Source organism: Gimesia sp. (assembly GCF_040219335.1).
GTDB lineage: Bacteria > Planctomycetota > Planctomycetia > Planctomycetales > Planctomycetaceae > Gimesia.
This window is the reverse complement of sequence record NZ_JAVJSQ010000029.1, coordinates 516,628-533,168: the sequence shown is the minus strand read 5'-3', so window position 1 is coordinate 533,168 and position 16,541 is coordinate 516,628. Positions and strand designations below refer to the sequence as shown.

At 52.3% G+C, this 16,541-nt stretch carries 14 protein-coding genes; 11 read left to right on the top strand and 3 right to left on the bottom strand.

The window, feature by feature from the left end; genetic code table 11:
• Positions 1-12 precede the first annotated feature (12 nt).
• The gene (locus RID21_RS23935; protein ID WP_350193297.1) at positions 13-1,263 is read left to right on the top strand and encodes a hypothetical protein; all 1,251 of its coding nucleotides are present in this window, start codon (positions 13-15) and stop codon (positions 1,261-1,263) included.
• Positions 1,264-1,364: 101 nt separating this feature from the next.
• Here RID21_RS23935 and RID21_RS23930 read toward each other — a convergent pair whose 3' ends face one another.
• Together RID21_RS23930 and RID21_RS23925 are read right to left on the bottom strand one after the other, a co-directional pair.
• A complete protein-coding gene (locus RID21_RS23930) occupies positions 1,365-2,408 on the bottom strand; it encodes a DUF1559 family PulG-like putative transporter (RefSeq protein ID WP_145037458.1) in 1,044 nt (347 codons plus the stop codon).
• Positions 2,409-2,486: 78 nt separating this feature from the next.
• Positions 2,487-2,870: a carboxypeptidase-like regulatory domain-containing protein gene (locus RID21_RS23925; RefSeq protein WP_350193295.1), complete on the bottom strand. Its 384-nt coding sequence runs from the start codon at positions 2,868-2,870 to the stop codon at positions 2,487-2,489.
• A gap of 363 nt (positions 2,871-3,233) precedes the next feature.
• Between RID21_RS23925 and RID21_RS23920 the strand changes: the two genes are divergently transcribed.
• The 10 genes from RID21_RS23920 (at position 3,234) to RID21_RS23875 (ending at position 15,031) form a co-directional block, all read left to right on the top strand.
• Positions 3,234-4,718 (top strand): PP2C family protein-serine/threonine phosphatase, encoded by a 1,485-nt coding sequence (locus tag RID21_RS23920; protein WP_350193293.1) that lies wholly within the window; start codon positions 3,234-3,236, stop codon positions 4,716-4,718.
• The gene (locus tag RID21_RS23915; protein ID WP_350193291.1) at positions 4,715-4,972 is read left to right on the top strand and encodes a hypothetical protein; all 258 of its coding nucleotides are present in this window, start codon (positions 4,715-4,717) and stop codon (positions 4,970-4,972) included. The genes RID21_RS23920 and RID21_RS23915 overlap by 4 nt, the downstream gene beginning before the upstream one ends.
• A gap of 180 nt (positions 4,973-5,152) precedes the next feature.
• On the top strand, positions 5,153-6,073 hold the full coding sequence (locus RID21_RS23910; protein WP_350193289.1) for a DUF1559 domain-containing protein: 921 nt from the start codon (positions 5,153-5,155) through the stop codon (positions 6,071-6,073).
• Positions 6,074-6,113: 40 nt separating this feature from the next.
• Positions 6,114-7,082, top strand: coding sequence for a DUF1559 family PulG-like putative transporter (locus tag RID21_RS23905; protein ID WP_350193287.1), 969 nt, complete (start codon positions 6,114-6,116; stop codon positions 7,080-7,082).
• Between the two features lie 55 nt (positions 7,083-7,137).
• On the top strand, positions 7,138-8,727 hold the full coding sequence (locus RID21_RS23900; protein ID WP_350193285.1) for a DUF1549 domain-containing protein: 1,590 nt from the start codon (positions 7,138-7,140) through the stop codon (positions 8,725-8,727).
• 17 nt (positions 8,728-8,744) lie between these two features.
• Positions 8,745-10,022 (top strand): DUF1501 domain-containing protein, encoded by a 1,278-nt coding sequence (locus RID21_RS23895; RefSeq protein WP_350193283.1) that lies wholly within the window; start codon positions 8,745-8,747, stop codon positions 10,020-10,022.
• A complete protein-coding gene (locus RID21_RS23890; protein ID WP_350193281.1) occupies positions 10,019-11,413 on the top strand; it encodes an EF-hand domain-containing protein in 1,395 nt (464 codons plus the stop codon). Before RID21_RS23895 ends, RID21_RS23890 begins: the two co-directional genes overlap by 4 nt.
• Before the next feature lie 203 nt (positions 11,414-11,616).
• The gene (locus RID21_RS23885; RefSeq protein WP_350193279.1) at positions 11,617-12,951 is read left to right on the top strand and encodes a glycosyltransferase family 87 protein; all 1,335 of its coding nucleotides are present in this window, start codon (positions 11,617-11,619) and stop codon (positions 12,949-12,951) included.
• 269 nt (positions 12,952-13,220) lie between these two features.
• Positions 13,221-14,576, top strand: a complete 1,356-nt coding sequence (locus tag RID21_RS23880) for a HEAT repeat domain-containing protein (protein ID WP_350193277.1) — start codon at positions 13,221-13,223, stop codon at positions 14,574-14,576.
• A complete protein-coding gene (locus RID21_RS23875; RefSeq protein WP_350193275.1) occupies positions 14,576-15,031 on the top strand; it encodes a hypothetical protein in 456 nt (151 codons plus the stop codon). Before RID21_RS23880 ends, RID21_RS23875 begins: the two co-directional genes overlap by 1 nt.
• A 21-nt stretch (positions 15,032-15,052) precedes the next feature.
• Here the strand turns inward: RID21_RS23875 and RID21_RS23870 are convergent, their stop codons facing one another.
• Positions 15,053-16,321 (bottom strand): hypothetical protein, encoded by a 1,269-nt coding sequence (locus tag RID21_RS23870; protein WP_350193273.1) that lies wholly within the window; start codon positions 16,319-16,321, stop codon positions 15,053-15,055.
• Between the last annotated feature and the right edge of the window lie 220 nt (positions 16,322-16,541).

Here is a 16,541-nt window from a genome sequence, read left to right as displayed (position 1 = left end):
TCGAGAATTGACATGACGGATCATCGTATCAATCGCCCCTTTTTCCAGTCCCTGCTCGTCGCCATCACCGTCCTGGCAACCAGCTTCGCATCAACTGAACACCTGTCAGCAGCTCCCGGGCCCATGACACCTCAGGAATTGCAGGCTTTCGGTAAGGAAATTCAGCTGACCGCCTATTCGCAGGACGCTGCCAAATTCCGCGCCCTGTTTGACTGGACCACCTTCATCAATCGGGTGTTGGGGGACTACGAACAGAATCCAGCCGTCAAAGAGGCTATCCAGCCGGTCCGCAAGCAGCTGGAAACCGCCTACTCTGAAAATAACCAGGGGATTGATTCCGAGATTCTGGCCGAAGTCGGTAGCGGAGCAGATTACCGCTTCCTCGCGATGCGTAAGGAAGACAACCAGTTCAAAGTCATTTTCCGCTTCCTGCGTCCCGACTGGACATTGAACTACCAGGCCCTGATCATCGAGAAGCAGGCCTCCGGCGAACTGAAAATTGTCGACATCGACAGCCTGTCAACAGGCGAACTGATTTCCCAGTCCCTGCAGCGACTTTACCTGCCCGAAATCTATAAAGCACATCTGGACGTCAAAGATAAACTCAGCGATCAGGAAAAGAGCCGGATCATTAACCAGAAAAAGCGGTACGACTTCCTGACAGCAGCAACTGATAAAACAGATCCATTCCAGACATACACACAACTCCCGAACGAGTACAAAAACGAGAAAATCGTCCTGCTCTTCCTGGCTCAGAACACGATCGAAACTGAGAACGATAAAAAATACCAGTCTGTACTAGGCGCCTATCGGAAATATCACCCACAGGACCCGGCAGCAGAACTGCTCAGCATAGATTATTTCTCAATGACCAAACAATACAAACAGGCCCTCGAAAGCATCGATCGCCTGACGGCTGCCATCAAAACCACCGATCCTTACCTCTATTCAGTACGGGCCGGAGTATTGATTGAAATGGGAGATCACAACCTCGCAGGAAAATACGCCAGTAAAGCGTCTGAGCTCGAACCAGACCTGCTGCAGCCTTACCTGCACCTGATCAATCTTTCGGTCATGCAGGGACAGTTCGATGCGAGTATCAAATACCTTGATGTTCTCAACAACAAGTTCGGTTTTGCCTACGAAGACCTCGACCTGAGCGAACTGGACAACTTTGATAAGTTTACTGCGTCCCCTCAGTTCAAACAGTGGCAGTCGGTCAAGAAAGTTGCCGCTCAGCCTAAAGAGGGTTCGGTCAACTGATCTCAACCAGAGACGATCACAATTCAATCACCAGCAGCGGGAAACCATTCCCCTGCTGGTGATTTCGTTTATACATGTGGGGCACCACCGTTGATCAGAAATTAGAATTCACCAACCACCTGGCCATCATCTCGAACCGCCAGCCTTTGAAACGTGGAATTGATGTTCTGCAGATAATTGGCCGTGGACACCGATCCTTTCTTGTAATCAATGTTCTCACTGAGGAAATGCACCGATCCATCGCAGAAAACAAAATGCGCCCCACCAACATGATTACTGCTGAATCCTCGCACATCATGCTCGGCTCCCGCCAATGCATTGATACCGTTATACGTCAGCCCCAGCACCGCCATGCCATTTCCCTTGCGGGCATAACTGCTGCTCTGGGTATTATTCGATCCGGAAAAGCCAATCACATTGGCGCCACCCACCTTATTTGTACTCTTATAAATGTAAGCTCGTTCGCCAACCAGAATGGTGTTGCTGCTACCATCGATGATATCCCGAAAACGAACCCGGGAATTCGCGTATCCAATTCCATGTGCCGCGCCATAGGAAACGGAATATACGGGAGGCGTCGTACTGTCCCAGGCATTGGCCACCATCACATAATCGGAACGGGCAATCTGATAGGGTGTCGTTCCATCTGTAACTGTAAAATTATAATTGTTCGTACCGGAAACGTAGTCGTTAAGGCTCGGCCCCGGATCTGAGGGACAGAGAAAAATAGCCAATGGCTGCTGCAATGCCTGTCGAGTACTGGCATTCGCCAGATTCTGATCCAGCGTCACACCACCAATATTAAGCAGATTGTACAAGGGAGCCTGATCGATAAAGGGCAGTATAAACGCCCCCCAGCCGTAAACACCCAGTTCCCCCTGATTGCAGCCAGACCAGACCGAAGCAGAACTGCAGTGCGTTTTAGTGACATATCCTGGAGGAAAGGTGTTGTGCACATCGTGATAGTTCTGCATCGCCAGTCCGATCTGCTTCATACTGTTTTTGCAGGTCGAACGTCGTGCTGCCTCACGTGCCTGCTGAACCGCAGGCAGCAACAGCGCGATCAGGATTGCTATAATGGCAATCACCACCAGCAGTTCAATCAATGTGAACCCACGTTTTCTCAAGCTTCCAGACTGACTCATGTCGACGCTCCTCTTTATCTCAAAACACTGAAACGAAGCATACCACTCATTGAGAACGCAGCAGTCTCTTCGCGAACATTACTTTGATTTCATTTCGATATCGAACACGTTGTCTCCCGGTTGCACATCCAGTTTTAATTCACTCTTTGTCCCGTATTTCGCCGGGATCTTGGGGCCGCTGGCATCAATGCCCCACTCCAGTCGCACCACACTGGGCCCCACTTTGACACCGGCTTCATCAATCAGATATTGGGCTGAGTAGCTTCCATCCTCTTGCGTAGTAGCCCGGGAAGTGCGCCCCGTTTCTGGCTCGAACAGCAGATTCACGCCAGAGAGCGGCTGACCATCCAGCGTTACCTTTCCATGCACCTGCCCCAGTTCGGGCATATCGGCACCATGGCTGCTGCAACCAGCCGAAACAGAAGTCAGTAACACAAACACCAGGAGTAACAGCAGACGCATGATACAAGTCCTTTCCAGCGCGCAGGCGCGTACCCGGACGGAAAACAATGTATGCTGACATTGAACATGGAAATGGGGGAAATGAGTTGGAATCCATGCAGGTACAGAGCGCAGCCTGAATATCAAGATCTTATTTAGAACATACCTCAGCAACATGAACTGTAAAGATGACTATTGATAAATTTGAGAATTTGTTCAGATATTCATTTCACTTGATATTACAGATCAGCAGCAGACCATTCAGCCAGACAGACTGTTGTGTTTTACTCCTCGCAACACTAAAAGAGTGGGAAGACTTTCATAACTTCTTCAACCCAGCCCGCCTCAAGGTCAATACCTGCGATCGACATGAAGCCCCCACAAATGCCACCGGTAAAACGAACAATTCGTTTCCAGCTTCTGCTGGTCGTGAACATGGTACTGGGAATTTTTGTGGTTGTTTTTCTGCTCTTCTCCTACCAGCGCGATCTCGCAGCCCGCCTGAATGACAAACGCATCGCTCTCGAAGAAGAAGCTGCCACCATCCTCCCCACCATTCTGGAAATGCAGCAGGAAGAACGAACCGAAATTCAGAAATATATCAATACCATCCATCGCCAGATGCAGGAGATCCATGCCCCGGAACATCACATCTTAATTACATTTGAAAAACCGGAACGCCCCGCCATCTCCGACGCAGGTCAATCAGAGGAACTGATCACAGCCATCCGTCAGGCAGCCCGTTCCCCCGGCAAACTAACCCACTTCCATAATTCCGAAATTGTGGTCGGAACATTCCGTGAGGGAGGCATCACTGTCTCCGTCTCTGAAACCGTAGACAATCTGTACGGCGATGTCTTATCGGAAGTGCTGAACCGCCTCACCGGCTTCATCGTGCTCGCCTTCATCACAGGGATCATGATCAACCTGGCCCTGACCTACATTGTCACCCGTCCCCTCGATCAGTTAATGCAAACCGTCCAGCTCATTGGACAGGGCGAACTCGGAACGCAGTCGGAAACCTTCCACAGTATGGAGCTCAATTATCTGACTCATGAAATCAATGCGATGAGTACCTCGCTCGCTGCAGTCGAGAAAGTGCGCCAACGCCAGATGAATAAAGCACGTATGATTCAGGAGAATCTGCATCCCCGAAAAATCGATGTACCAGGCCTGGATGTTGCAACCATCTACCACCCCGCTGACGAAGTTGGCGGTGACTATTATGATGTTCTGCAACTCGAAGATGGTGCCTGGCTGTTCTGTGTCGCAGATATTACCGGTCATGGAATCTCAGCCGCCATGAGCGCCGCAGTTCTGAAGACCCTGCTCATCCAGGCCTGCGAACATTCGAGTTGCCCGGCGGAAATCATGGAATTCATAAACCGTCGCTTTACTGTCATCAGTCCCGTGGGCGAATTCGTTTCCATGCAGTTGATTTCAATCCATCCTGAGACTCATGCCATTGAATACGCCAGTGCAGGGCATGAACCGGCCTGCATTCTCAGCTCGACAGGAGAAATTTCCGAGTCTGAAACAACCGGGCTCCTGGTCGGAATTGAGCAGGAGACGTCCTGGAATACAATCTGTCTCCAACTGAATCAGGGAGACCGCCTGCTGATGCTCACTGACGGCGTCTCCGAAACCCACAGCCCCGCAGGGGAAATGTTTGGTCGCAAACGTTTGACCGCCTTGCTACAGGAGTGTCAGCACCTGTCAGTCAGCGAAACGGCTGAGCAGATCCGCTCAACGCTTTCCCAGTTTCGGGCAGGTGGCGCTCAACAGGATGACATCACGCTTCTGCTCGTCGAGATGACAGCCCCCTGTTCCAGCTCTACCACAACTGCTCCTGAAGTGGATCACCAATGACAATTTCACACTTCAAGGCTATTCTGATCCGACAGTCAAACCACCATTTCTGGTACCAGTTTTTTCCGGATATTATTAACGCAGGGGACCTCTCAGGAGAATTCTGCTATCGGGCCGATCAGGAACAAGTTGAGATCACCCATCCGGTGGAACAGACTCAGGCACGGATTGCTCTGGCTGGACTGACCAGCAAGCTGAAACGGGAAATAAAAAAGACGGGAACCGCCCCAGAAGTCATCACACTCATCTCCTGACAGGCGTCGAATAATTCGCCACCCAGGTCGACCATACCGACACATCACCTGCAGCCCCCCCTTTCAAAGCTGCGAAATATACCAGAATCAACGACAAACTGGTTTGGCACAACTGTTGCGACAGTTAAATCTTTCTAGCTACCTGCCTGATGAGCATTTAAATGAGGGGGAACAGATTTCGTGGCCCGATTGTCCACCAGAAAACCGCGTTTCGGCTTTACGCTGATTGAACTGCTAGTTGTCATCGCCATCATCGCGATTCTGATCGCACTTTTACTTCCAGCCGTACAACAGGCTCGTGAAGCCGCGCGACGGATGAGTTGTAAGAATAATCTCAAACAGATTGCTCTGGCGGCGCACAACTACGAATCCGCATTCAGAGTTCTTCCCCCGCGTAGAATTCTTTCATCAGGAAACCGCCGCGGATGGGGTCCTTCAATTCTACCCTATCTCGATCAGGCAAATCTGCAGGGACGATATGATTTCAACAAGAATTTTTACGACCCCGAAAACGCAGACAATATAAAAGTACCTCTCAAAGTTTTCATGTGCCCTTCTGCTCCCGGACCGCGTCCGATCACCGTTCTCGTCAGTGGTGTTTCATCGGAAGGCATTGCAGGAGACTACTTCGGTCCGAACAGCTTTCGCTCCAATCTGTATGGAGTCTCAAGCTTAAGCGGAAACAACCAGATCACAGCCATGGACGATCTGCCCCGCACTCGCAAGTTCCGGGATATCACAGATGGAACGACGAATACCATGTTGATTACCGAACAGGCGGGCCGTCCCGACTATTACATTCGTGGAATTAAACAACCATCGAATGCTGGTTTGAGCCAGGCAACCAGCTGGGGATCCTGGCCGTCCTATCAGGTGTTTCAGGTCCAGGTCTTCGGCAGTGATGCCGTCACCCGCGATGGCCCCGTAGGGACCTGTTCCATCAACTGTAATAACAGTCAGGGAATCTACAGTTTTCATACAGGCGGCGCACAAGCTTCTTTCGCAGATGGTTCGGTTCACATGCTCTCGGAATCGATTGATGCCAACATCCTCTTCGCCCTCATTACGATCAATGGCGGAGAAGTCATTGGAGAATTCTGATACAGACTTGTACGCTCCTTTTAATAAAGAGAGAACACCTATGCGAGAGTGGTTCACCCTTCTGGAAGTCATCGTCACGACCCTTTGTGTCGCACTTCTGACAGTCATCTTGCTGCCTGGCATGCTCGTCGCCCGGGATACCGCACGAGAACAATCCTGTCAGCACAGCCTGCGTCAGCTGGGAACGGCTTTCTTCGAGTACGAAAAAGTTCACGGCGGCCTGCCTCCCCGTCGTTCCGGATTCAATGACGGCAATGCTTACGGCGGCTGGGGTGGTTTCATCCTGCCGCACCTCTTGACAGACGACCAGGCGACCGCTTACGACACGCGCTTTGATTTCTTCGACCCCCGCAACAAACAAATTGTCGAAACGCAACTACCGGTCTTCCTCTGCCCCGCCAGTCCCGCAGAGCGATTCGTACAGATTCAGTCGCAGGCCTCAACCAAGTCACTCAACCCGAATAAGGAAACCGTCTATTCCTGCAAAGCAGCAGCCGTCGATTTCATCACGTCGAATGGCGTGCAGATGGCCCGTAGCGGTTACGGCATCAACGCGATGGGCCAAGACGGGCGTATCGGCAACCAGCGTCAGCCCATGACCGACAACCAGGATCTTCCCCTTTCAAAAGTGACTGACGGGCTTTCGAACACACTCCTGTTGATCGAACAGGCGGGACGTCCTGCGGCCTGGTACAACCGGGAAAAACAACCCGGCGATGGACAGTTCGGCATGAGCCCTAATGCTCGCGGTGCCTGGGCCGGCTGGGGATCGATTTCCTTTGGAGCAGTCAATCCGGAAACCGGACAACGCCCCCCGAGAGGTGACAGCACCGACTGCAGCGTCAACTGTAACAACTGGCTGGGAATCTACGGTTTTCACAAAGAAGGCGGTAACGTTTTATTTTGCGACGGCAGCGTGCGACTCATCGGAAAAAAACTCGATCCACTCACCTTCGCTTACCTCACCATTCGAGATGACGGGCACCTGATTCAACATGACGACTTCTAAATTCAAGCCACTTACTCATTCACCGGGGATTCAGTGTCCACGCACGGTGTTTTCAGTGCAGAGAATAATCGGGACCAGCCTGTTTTTCCTGGTCGCTACGCTCTCGTTTGCTCCCACCGTCTTCGCCACCGAGATCACACCGCGATCAATTTCCCATCTGATCGACGAACGCCTGGGAACCGATAACCAGCCCCAACTCCAGTTCGCTACCGATGCCGAGTTTCTGCGGCGGGTCTCCCTCGATCTGGGTGGGCGAATTCCCACGAGTATCGAAGTCTATGACTACCTGGAAAATACCTCCGAATCACGTCACAGTGAAGCGATCACGCGTCTGATGAACTCGGGCGTCTATTACCGAAATATGGCGACCTTCTGGCGCCGTTCCTGGGTGCCTCAGGCTGATACCCCTGAATTTGATTCCGTCACCGGCAATTTCGAACGCTGGCTCATTCACCGGCTGCAACAAAAGACGCCTTATGACGAACTCGTCACGAAAATTCTAACCTTAGACCAGGTAGCTATTGTCCCTGAGAGCACCACTCCCGTCGGATTTTACGATGCCAATCTTTCAAAACCGGAAAATCTCGCTGCCAGCTCCACTCGTGCATTCCTGGGTATTAATCTCGATTGTGCACAATGTCACGACCATCCCTTTTCCCGCTGGACTCGCGAGCAGTTCTGGCAGACCGCTGCATTCTTCGCACCGCCGGTAATGGGCAAAGGAGATCAGCCACAGCCCCCTGAAGTCCAGATACCCGATACCAAACTCGCTTATAAACCAGCCCTGCTCTCCAAAACGAAAATTCAATGGCCGCAGCAGCTCGACTCCGTTTCCCTGAGACTGGTGCTGGTTGACTGGATGAAAACCAACCAGGAACAGTTGCTGGCGAAAAATGCCGTTAATCGGCTCTGGGCTCACTTCTTCGGTGAAGCTATCATTGAACCGATGGATGACCTCAGTCGCGATGAATTCCAGTCAGGCCCCCATGCCCAACTGTTGAATGAACTCTCTCAGACTTTCATCGACAGTGGCTATGATCTGCAGACGCTGGTGGAAGGTATCGTCAGCTCCAATGCATATCGGTTGTCATCGTCGCCACAAAGTATCACTGACGCTAAGGGCAGTACTCAGAAACAGAATCCCGCCACGGAAAACGACCCCAAAGCAGACAGCGTCGCAACCTTCCGCATTACAAAAGCAACCATACGTGGGCTCACCGGCGAGCAGATCTACGATAGCCTGCAGACTGCAGCCGGGCTGGCCCCTGAAAGGGACGATGTTCGAGGCGGTAACGATCGCAGTCAGCGAGAAGAGTTTTCAACACAATTTTACATCGAACGCGCACACAGTGCCGAACGTTCGATTGCACAGTCACTGACCCTCATGAACGGCAGATTCATCAACGAACTGACTTGTCCCGACGGGAATCGGGTGCTCGCTTCTCTGGTGAGCTCCCCCTTTATGACTCCTGCAGAGCAGATTGACACCGTATTTATTGCCGTGCTGGGACGACATGCACAACCAGCCGAACTGCAGGCTGTGCAACGCAGTTTCAAATCTCATCCAGACTCTTCCCACTCACAGCATCTGGGAAACCTGTTCTGGGCTCTGATTAATTCGTCTGAGTTCAACACCAACCATTAAGACAAGCGAAGTTTCCTATGGTCACCCCCCCATTTTCACGACGGACCGCTTTAAAAAACATGGCCCTCGGAGTCACTGCCTGGTCGACTTCCAGCTGGCTCCCCGCCCTGGCCGATGTGGCGTCTGCCACAGGGAAAAAGCCCAAATCAGTGATTCTGATCTGGCTGAACGGCGGCCCTGCCACGATCGACCTCTGGGATCTCAAACCCGGAAACCAGAACGGCGGCCCCTTCCGGAAAATTGATACGAAAGTCCCCGGAATGCAGATCAGTGAGCATCTCCCCGGACTGGCTGCCCAGGCAGCGGACTTCTCGCTGATTCGTTCCATGTCAACACGTGAAGGGGATCACTCCCGTGCCCGCTTTGTCTCGATGACGGGCTACACACCTCAGGGCGCGATCAAGTTTCCAGCGTTCGGCTCTCTGGTGGCTCATGAATTCAATGTCGAAAATGATATCCCCTCTTATGTGCATATTGGAGGACGACCGGCTATCAGTGGCGGCGGATTTCTTGGTCCGCAGTTCGCCCCCTTTGTCGTCGGTGGACGCAGTCGTCGCAGAGGCCCCGACAATGCAGATCTGAAGGTCGCGGACCTCGCCCCGGTCTCTCCAGACCAGCAGACAGAACGGTTGCAACTGCAATCCGAACTGGGCTCCCTGTCTACCATGCCCACTTCTGTAGTTACGGATGCACTCAACTCTGCCCGCGACAGGGCCCTGCGACTCATGAATCCCCAGGCTGCTTCTGTCTTCAACCTGGAAGAAGAACAGGCATCAGTCCGTGAAGCCTACGGCCCCGGTTCATTTGGACAGGGCTGCCTGATGGCACGCAGGCTCGTGGAACGGGGCGTCAGCTTTGTGGAAGTATCCCTTAACGGCTGGGACACGCATTCGAATAACTTTGAACGCGTCAAGGAACTGTCGCAACAACTGGATCGTGGCTGTGCCTCACTCCTCAACGATCTCCGCGAGCGGGGGCTCCTGAAAGATACACTGGTTGTCTGCCAGGGTGAATTTGGTCGCACCCCGCGCATCAACGGACAGGATGGGCGGGACCACTGGCCCGCTTCCTGGGCCATGATGCTGGCCGGTGCCGGCATTCGAGGAGGTCAGGTGATTGGAGAGACCAGCGCTGATGGCGCTGAAATCAAATCGAAACCCACCCGCACCGCAGATCTCATGGCCACCATTTTCCGAGGCGTAGGCCTCGATCCCCGTAAACAAAATATGTCCAACGTCGGACGCCCGATCCGACTGGCAGATCCAGATGGCACTCCCCTTGAGGAACTACTATGAAAACTGCATTGATCCTCACATTCGCTCTCTGGTCAGCCGGAATTCAACTTCAGGCGGGACAGACGCAACCGGAGCAGGCCACCACTGTTCTGGAACTTCAGGGAGATGGTCATCCTCGAACAATTGAGATTCCGGTCACCATCAATGGACAACCTTTCGATGTCTACTGGTCCGGGACCTTCGATGCCATTTTTGATTTTGTGGACACCAACCAGAATGGAACTCTCGAGAAAAACGAAATCAAACTGGTCCCCTCCGCCCGCGCCGTCCGTCTCTCACTGGGCAATGCTTTCACGCCCCCCGTCGCCGCGATTACTTCGCTGAGTGAAATCGTCAAAGATTCGTCTCAGAAATGCACAAAGACACAGCTTCGAAACTATTATCTACGCCATGGCGCGGGGCAACTTCAGATCGGCACAGGTACTCTGCCACATACCTCAGCTTTGACACAGGCCCTGGTACAAGCTCTCGACACGGATAAAGACCACCACCTTTCCGAAGTGGAACTCCAACGGGCAGAAACGGTTCTCCGCAGACTTGATACGAATGATGATGAGCTCATCGGCGTCGGTGAACTGATCCCGAATGCCACTTATCCCGGCAGTTGGGCCGCACATGCACTCAAGGCAGAACAGGAAGTCTCCCTGACACCAACAGGTCAATCCGATCTCACCCTGAAACGACACAACTCACAAGCTGAAGTCAAACCGGAGAATCATTCGGTCTGGCGTCTCTCTGTAACCGACCACATCTCCGACCAGCGACTGAACCTGACACCCCCCCAAATACGTTTTGAAAGCTGGAGCATCCCCGGCCCCCTCAACGAACTTTTTTCTCAATTGCGTGAGGAAATTGCTAACGCAGATCCCGATCCACCACAAGCCGAACCAGAACAACGCTCACGAAATCGGCGTCCCTCTCGCGCCTGGCTGACTCCCCTGGGAGACCGGAACGGGAACGGCGTACTCTCGCAGGATGAAATTGATCAATGGCTGCAGCTACAACAGCGACTGATTCACGGCCAGCTGCTAATCAGCATTTACTCTGGCGGAGGGTTATTTGAACTGCTGGATACGAACCACGATGCGGGACTTTCCATTCGCGAACTGAGGAACATCTGGCAGAATCTGAAAGCGGCGGGATGTACTACCGGCTCTCACGTGAATCTTCAGCAGATCCCGCATGTCGTACTATTCGTGGTCAGTCAGGGATACCCGGATCAACTGGGAAAGACGACGACTTCCGATGTGGAATGGTTCAACCTGATGGACCACAACCGGGACGGCGACGTTTCACGCCGCGAATTCACCGGTCCCCCAGCCGCCTTCGACCGTCTCGATCAGGATCATGACAGCCTGATCTCTCCGCTTGAAGCAGTCAAATCGAATTGAGACCTGATACGGACACGGCACTCATCTACTTCACTTCACCTCCGATCGGGAAATCTCTACGAAATCCCGACCTGCACTGGACATCAGGGGGCGACACATAGTTTAATGACCGGCAGTCAGTCTCCGGACTGAAAACCCGCCAAACCCCATGACAACAGGATCTTGATGCGCACCGTATTATGTCCCTGTTTGTGGAGTCCCTCGTGTCTGAAGCTATCGTCGCTCAACAGAATCACTGGCCAGCTGCAAGAAAAATATTGTGGGTCATTCTTTTCCTGTGTGCCCTGATGGTCTTTGCGCCCGGATATATCGCCGCTCTGAGACCCGCCGATGGCCAGGTCTTCGATTTCTTCAAGGAATGGGCATCCGTCCAGAACCGCCTGACTGGTCAGCCCGTTTATTCGGATCAGGAACTGGCGCTGGAAAAGCATCTGAATCTCAAGCTCTCAACTCCCGGTGCTTTTTTTGACCGATACAATACACACCCCCCTTCAGCCAACCTGATTGCAGTCCCTTTTGCCTGGCTCAGTTACCAGGAAGCACAGCTGGCCTGGAACCTGGCCGCCCTGGGCATGCTTGCTCTCTCGCTTTATTGGATCGTAGAGGGCCTGAAGATTCAGATGACCTTCTGGACGACTCTGGCCCTGCTCACACTCCTGCTCGCCACCGATCCCCTGCAGCAGACCCTGATCCAGGGACAACCCAATCTCCTGCTGGGATTGCTTATTGTCGGCGCCTGGAAAAACGGTCGTAGCGGCAAATCGCTCCTGGCCGGCAGCTGTCTTGGCCTGGCAACAGCAGTCAAAATCTATCCGGCGTACCTGTTTCTCTATTTCCTGGTCCGGCGCGACTTCCGCGCCCTGCTGGGGGGAGCACTCTCTCTGGGGCTGGTTACCCTTCTCACCATCGGACTTTTCGGAATCGACGCCTATCGCGATTATCTCTCGGTCGTATTACCTTCTCTCTCAGATGTGACAAACAACTGGGGCAATGCTTCGCTGCTGGCATTCTGGGAACGACTGTTCGAACAGTCGTCTGACAGCGTACTACCAGTTGTCGATTCCCCCGCACTGTTGAAATTCGCGGTCTGGTCTTCCTGGATCGCAGTGACATCCATCGCCGGACTGGCTGCCTGGCGGACGCGCAACGCGAATTTCGACGATCAGGCCTTCGGGATTACAATCGTCGCGATGCTGCTGATGACGCCCACCACCTGGCATCACTACTTCATCATTCTGCTCCTGCCGATCGGGCTGTTGCTCACCATGTATACCCCTTATTCGGGAAAACGCTGGCTTGTCAACCTGCTGATCATCGCCCTGGCCATCAGCCCCCGGCTTACCTGGGCACTGTTGATCTCACAACAACAGACAGCGCCGGGATCCGGTGCCACGCCCTGGGAACAGGGAGGCATGGTCGCCCAACCCTGGCAGTCACTCACGGCGCTCTCATATCAGTGTTACGCCCTGCTGCTCAGCATCGTCATGCTCTGGCCACTGCCTGAACTCGAAGAAGAGCAGGCCAGCCAGACGGGTTGAATCAATCTGAGTGTCACTCAGATCATAACTCGATCCGAATACGTGCTACAGGGTATTTTTCCGACAGGGCACAGCCTCTACCTGACGGTGGTTTCCTTTGAACAACCCCGTCAGGTACAATTGCCCAGCAGGCACTTTTATCTTCAATTCTGATTGCGTACAAAAACACTTCTGTGGGGATGGACCTGCATATGAAGCCAAAAATGGTCTCAGTATTTTTCCCAATTCTTCTCGCCACCTCTCTCTGCGGATGTAACAGAGATGACAACTTGATCTATTATCAATCCCGCTCTCCAGATGCCCCAGCCCGGGTTAGTCGTACTCCTGTGGTCTTGGATGATTCTGATGAAATTCAGCGATGCAGGGAAATCTACGATAATGAACTCGCAGAACTTTATCGACAGGCGATTAATAACATCTCCCAGGGTGAATGGATCTTTTCAGAACACGAGTTTGCCCTGCAACAACGCAAACAACAGGCGATTGCCGATCTAAGCGCTCTCCTCGATAATGAATCACTGACCGCCAAAGGACGAACTAAAGCTGCAGAACAACTGATCCTTCTGGGGGATACCAGAGGTGAAAAGTTCCTGTTTGATTCTCTGGATTCGGATTCGAAAGAATTACGGCTTGCTGCTTTGAAAAGCCTGCGTGAATGGAATCTGGACCTGGATTTTTCTTCTCCAGAACGTACCAGCATACTGCTTGCTCAACTGGATACCGCAGACCAGGAGATCATCCTGGCAGCGGCGGAGCTTTGTATCTATCGCAAAATTCCAGGAACAGAAGACAGGCTGACCACTCTCCTGGAAGCCGGGAAACTGACAGATCCAGAACCGGTTGCTATGGAACTGGCCGAAATTGCCACCACACAGCAGGCCGTCAAGGCATTGTTGCCACATGTGCTTCAGAACAAGTCGGATGAATTCTCACAATGGACCGGTTACACCTTCGAGCAGTTAATCGAAAATCCCGATCCGAAAATTTCGGGTCCTGTTAAACAGGCCCTGTATGACTACACTCTGCAGTTTCCCGAGCAGCGAAATGACCAGATACTTGTTGAGTGCCTGGCAAAATCTGCAAACAAGGCAGCGATCCCGGTACTGAAAGAGATTCTGAACAATGCAAAAGACCCTGTCAGTCGTACCTATGCAATCGGTGCACTTGCCAGACTGCAACCCGATCAGGCACTGGACTTATTGACCAGTCACATCAAACAGGAAGGCCCCGGATACAGTACAATGCGTCTGCTTCAGACATATGCTACTGAGCAGGATTATGATCAGATTATCCCGATCATCGAGGAATGGACGCAAAAATCAGAAGATGTTTTAGACACCGAGGTCCTGCGCCTTTGTCTCCTCAAATTCGGCAACCGGGGAGAGCAATTTGTCCGGGAACATCTGGATCAACTTACAGATCAGGCCCGCATGAGAGCCAGATGGAAACTTGAAGGATTAAACCTGCACTCAGCGCTCAAAGAATTACATATCTCTGGCGTTATACAGACCAGCCCGGATGAACTGATTAAAAAAATAAATGAAGCTGGAAGCCGAAGCGAGGATACTGATCTGTTCGATCCATCTAATCCAGACTCACTCTACTCCTGGAAGGCATCGTGGTGATGTTCGACGCCGAAACCAGTAAGATCCCCTGTCGTCACGATCGTTTGATTCTGGATTTTGCCAATGCTTCTAAAGGAAAATTTACCCCCCAATGGCCCGTTGAGTACTGGCATAGCAAAAATGAAGAGGATTTCGACGCCCCGTATACAGTTCAATTTGTGCTGGAGAATCGACTTTATCGCACGGGGGCTGAAAATTATGGAGACTGGTACGATGTCGAGGCAATCGTGCGGCTGATCAACTTCGCATTGGAAACCACCGGACGACCAGAACGCTTTATCACTGAGCAAAGTGGGGGCCAGATCGCCTCTTTTATCTTTGCCGACCCATTTACGTTTGTGCCCATTGCTCGTAGATATGGTCTCCCTCTTTCAACGGATCCTGCAGAAGCAATGCGGAAGGGACTTGAATTTGAAGAGCGGGTCATCAATCAGTTACGGGAGAATGAAGACTGAAGTTTAAAGCCTATTCCGCTATCACTCGCCGATCTTCACAATGACCTTACCGCTGTTATCTGCCAGTTCATGCCAGGCATCGCGACAGCGGAGGTACAGTTTGCCACTGGCCGGGGCCTGAAATCGCCCCGCTTCACCCAGTTCGAATTCTTCACTGAGTTCATATTCATCACTGTCATTTTCTATTAGCACGGCTCCTACCAGTTTCCCCCGGCCGGCTGCATTCCCTTTCGCGGTCACAGGTTCGTCTTCTTCGCTGATCTTCCAGTCCCCCTCGGTTGAGACTTCATACTCCTGCCCTTCCTCTACCAGCACATGCGACGCTTGCCAGCCCTGTCGGGCTTCGATCTTTGAAGTCTGCGGGCGAACCGAATTGGGTTTGCGGAATTTCGTTTTCCAGTCCCACTGGCACAGGTCACAACGATATCCCTGATCGAAATGCTCCAGGAAAAACAGGTACTCAAACGAGATTTCGCGTGCCATCGATCCATAAGTCTGGTTGAACGAAACCGGCTTCTTCATCAACAGCCCCAGCCCCAGGGGACGAAAACGATTCGCATAATTCGGGTTCGTGGCCAGCAGATGACACAACGCCCACCGCCAGCAGTAATTCTCCCAGGAATCACCGGTGGTCTCCTTCGAATTGACTATCTCATTCAGACTTTTGGGCTCACTGTTCTTGATGTAATCCACTACATAGCGTTCGCAGTTCACCGATAGAGGCTGTCCCTTCTTAGGCACTTCTTTCCAGTTATTGCCCATCTCTGCCATTCCCTCGCTGTACCAGACAGGCCCGGTATGACCAAAATTCTGCCCACAATACGCGTGCACGGCCTCGTGCTGGGGCGTCCCCCGTTCAGCAACGGCATAGACAACAGATTTCGACTGAATCAGACGTCCTCCCCGGTAGCGCGCACGACTGATGGTGACACCTCCGCCTCCTGAAATCGATTGCAATCCGACCGGATGCAGGCTCCCCGACGGCCAGTTTGTCAGATCTTTCACTACATAGCACTCAATCACGCTACGATTCGGACTGGCCCAGTACGCCGAAATAATGACGAGCATCTTTTCCAGTCGTGCCAGTAAATCCTGGGCTTCATCTGGAGAGAGGTCGGTATGAATCAGGAAATTTTTCGAGCGGTAATCGCGGGGCTCTGTGGTAGTCGATCCACTTCGAACCTGGGTTCCCTGGGCAGCCAACTCTGTTCCACCGCCGAACCACAGACAGTAACAGCAGAGAGTCAAACAGACGATAAGTGGCTTACAGATATTCAAAAGTCCTGACACAGACAAACTTCCTTCCTCTGATCTCAACTCCGACAATTCAACTGATTTCTTCACCACACAACAGAGTTTTATGATGTGTTCATAGTATTCTAACACGTATCCGACCTGAAACAATTTACATTGCTAAAACAGGGATAACACATCCCAGTCGCTTGATATGTAACCATCCCCCCTTTACTCTGAGGGAAAACCGTTTATAAAGAAGGTTTAGTTTCTTCTG